General features: G+C 47.4%; 4 protein-coding genes. All 4 read left to right on the top strand.

All coding sequences use genetic code 11. The features are described 5' to 3' along the window. Nucleotides 1-965: 965 nt before the first annotated feature. Nucleotides 966-1,730 (top strand): lambda exonuclease family protein, encoded by a 765-nt coding sequence (locus ACFIL3_RS08565; protein ID WP_375611646.1) that lies wholly within the window; start codon nt 966-968, stop codon nt 1,728-1,730. Nucleotides 1,731-1,853: 123 nt separating this feature from the next. Then, the gene (locus ACFIL3_RS08560) at nt 1,854-2,009 is read left to right on the top strand and encodes a hypothetical protein (protein ID WP_375682081.1); all 156 of its coding nucleotides are present in this window, start codon (nt 1,854-1,856) and stop codon (nt 2,007-2,009) included. Further along, nucleotides 2,006-2,167 carry a hypothetical protein gene (locus tag ACFIL3_RS08555; protein WP_375613608.1) on the top strand — a complete coding sequence of 54 codons (162 nt, stop codon included), beginning with the start codon at nt 2,006-2,008 and terminating at the stop codon, nt 2,165-2,167. Before ACFIL3_RS08560 ends, ACFIL3_RS08555 begins: the two co-directional genes overlap by 4 nt. A gap of 166 nt (nt 2,168-2,333) precedes the next feature. Next, nucleotides 2,334-2,528: a hypothetical protein gene (locus ACFIL3_RS08550; protein ID WP_375675232.1), complete on the top strand. Its 195-nt coding sequence runs from the start codon at nt 2,334-2,336 to the stop codon at nt 2,526-2,528. The last annotated feature ends 296 nt before the right edge of the window (nt 2,529-2,824 follow it).

Here is a 2,824-nt window from a genome sequence, read left to right as displayed (position 1 = left end):
AAAGAGCCGGTTTTTGTGTTTTTGCGGCACGCAAGTAGGGAGCTTGGAATGATACGTAAAGCATGCTGGAAAATGGAAGGAGGTGTTTGACGGGAGAGGTCGTTAAAGCTTGTTTAGACATATTGGGACACGTGGGGGGCTTTGGGGTGCTTTTGTGGTGAGTGCTGGGAGAGCGCAATGATGGGCCCAAGTGCTTTTTCATTGTGGTGACAATGGTGTGCGTTATGCTTTCGTTCTTGGGGGAGACGACTTGGGGGGGGCTTAGCTGATATGGAAAAGGAGGGGATGAGAAACTTCTGGGGAGGAGGGATGTTGGGGGGAAGCTTGTTGGGGAAAATGTTGGTGGTTGGCTGGTTAAGAGGGAGGACGAGTGGGGGAGAGGAGAGCTTGAAGCGTATGCAAGGCATATGCTGGAGGGGAGATATGAGGTGTGGAAAAGGGGCAGCCGTACAAGCGTTGAGGAGATGTCAATCTTTAAAAAAAGTTCTGTGTAGGGGAAAGGAGTAGAGTGTTGGAGGAGGGGGGAAAGTAGAGGGCTTGGAGCGCAGGGAGTGCAAAGAGCTTGGATATGAATGTGAAAGCATGTTGGGAAATGAGGGAAGGTGTTTGAGAGGGAAGAAGAGGAAGGCGCTATGGGAGCGCGGTTCTGACCGTTTTTGTATTGAGCCTTAGGGGGCAATGATGGGCGAGAGGTTTTTTTATCGGGGAAAAAATATCACGCGTTATGCTTTCGTCTAGGGAGGGCGCCGCTTGGGGGCTTAACCGATATGGAAAAGGAGGGGATGAGAAACTTGTGGGGAGGGGGATGTTGAGGGGGGCGTTTCCAACAGCTTTTGTGATTTCAGCAGCACAATATTTAAGGATGCTGTCATTCTTAGTGGGGAATGCATCTTAAAAGATATGAATGTTTCAAAGAGAATATGTTGCAAAAAAAAAACACCTTAAAGATGAAGGGGAGAAATACTATGCCAATCATTATCGATTGTATTCAAGGAACAGAAGAATGGCAGCAAGCGCGTAATGGTTTGATTACGGCTTCGTTGTTTGAGATGGTTATGGCACGAACAAAACAAGGGCAAAAAACGTCACGCTATCAGAGTGTGATGATGAAATTGGCGGGAGAAAGAATTACAGGAAAAACTGTTGATGAAGGGGCAACACTTTCTATGCGACGTGGGACAGAATTAGAACCAATCGCACGACAGCTTTATGGGAAACTGACACATACAGAACCTGAATGTATTGGCTTTGTTTTGGCAGATGACCGCAGACAAGGATTTTCCCCCGATGCTTTTGTGGGAAAAAATGGCTTATTAGAAATTAAAACAAAAAAACCTGAAATTTTGATCCCTCATTTCATGCAAAAGAGCTTTCCAGCAGAACATAAAGCACAATGTCAAGGGGGATTATGGATTTCTCAACGCGAATGGGTGGATTTAATGCTCTATTGGCCGGATATGCCTCCTTTGATTAAACGGGCTTATCGTGATGAAGCATATATTTGCAAGCTTGAAAATGAAATTAGCCGTTTTAATGAGGCTTTGGAGAAGATGGTACAGCAAATTAAATCGGTTGAGACAGGTTTTCATATAAGAACAGAAATTGCTTTGAAGGAGGGAGAAAGCGGGGAGTTTGGAGCGCATGCAAGACGTATGCTGGAGGGCAAAACAAGAATGAGGCGGGCAAGAAAGGGATCTTGTGTAGCGTTGAGGAGAGGCAAAGTTCTATAAAAAGGAAAGAGCAGAGGGGGAAAAGAGCAAAGCATATGTTGGAAGAGGGTGCTAAATAAGGGGGCGCAAAGAGTGCAGGGAGCACAAAGAGCTTGGTCATGAATGTGAAAGCATGGTGGGAAAATGTGGGAAGAAAGGGTGCTTGGAGCGCATGCAAGGCGGCGCGGTATGCTGGAAGGGAAAACGAGAATGGGGAGTAAGGCCAAGTTGTTCAGAGGTATGGAGGCTGTGATTTTGGGTGCTTTTGTGGTGAGTGTTGGGGGGGGGGAGCCGCAATGAAAGGGCTGAGTTGCTTTTTCATTGTGGTGACAATGGTGTACGTTATGCTTTCGTTCTTGGGGGGAGAGAGCTTTGCGGGGGCTTGGGGGATTTTCTTAGCCGATATGGAAAAGGGGGAGATACGCGGCTTTGGGAAGAGAAATGTTGGAGCGGGATGAGGAGGAAATAGTGGGGATGAAGGGGGCAGGTCGTTATCCTGTGACTTGGAGTGACACGAAAGCATGCTAGAGAACAAAAATGAGGTTTAGGGGGAAGGGAAGCAGCAGTGCAGACAGGTTCCAACCTATAAAAAGGCACGTTCAAGGAGGAAAAGAGCTGGTTTTTGTGTTGGAGGAGGGTGCAAGCAAAGAGCGCAAAGAGTGCAGGGAGCGCAAAGAGCTTGGTCATGAATGTGAAAGGCATGGTGGGAAAATGTGGGAAGAAAGGGTGCTTGGAGCGCATGCAAGGCGGCGCGGTATGCTGGAAGGGAAAACGAGAATGGGGAGTAAGGCCAAGTTGTTTAGAGATATGGTGGTGTGATTTTGGGTGCTTTTGTGGTGAGTACTGTGGGGGAGTGGCAATGATGGGCCAATTGCTTTTTCATTGCTGTGACAATGGTGTACGTTATGCTTTCGTTCTTGGGGGGAGAGAGCTTTGCGGGGGCTTGGGGGATTTTTTTTAGCCGATATGGAAAAGGATGTTAGGGGCATGAGAAAAAGTCTGTGTGGAGTCAAGTGGGCTTGTTGGGGAAAAGATTGGGGGCAGGTTGTGGAAAAAAATAGAGGGGTGGAGGAAACGGGAGAATAAGAAAAGAACGGATAGAGACATTATAATCT

Origin of the sequence: Bartonella sp. CE47NXGY (assembly GCF_042195415.1) — a bacterium.
Classification (GTDB): domain Bacteria; phylum Pseudomonadota; class Alphaproteobacteria; order Rhizobiales; family Rhizobiaceae; genus Bartonella.
This window is presented reverse-complemented; position numbering and strand designations above follow the sequence as displayed.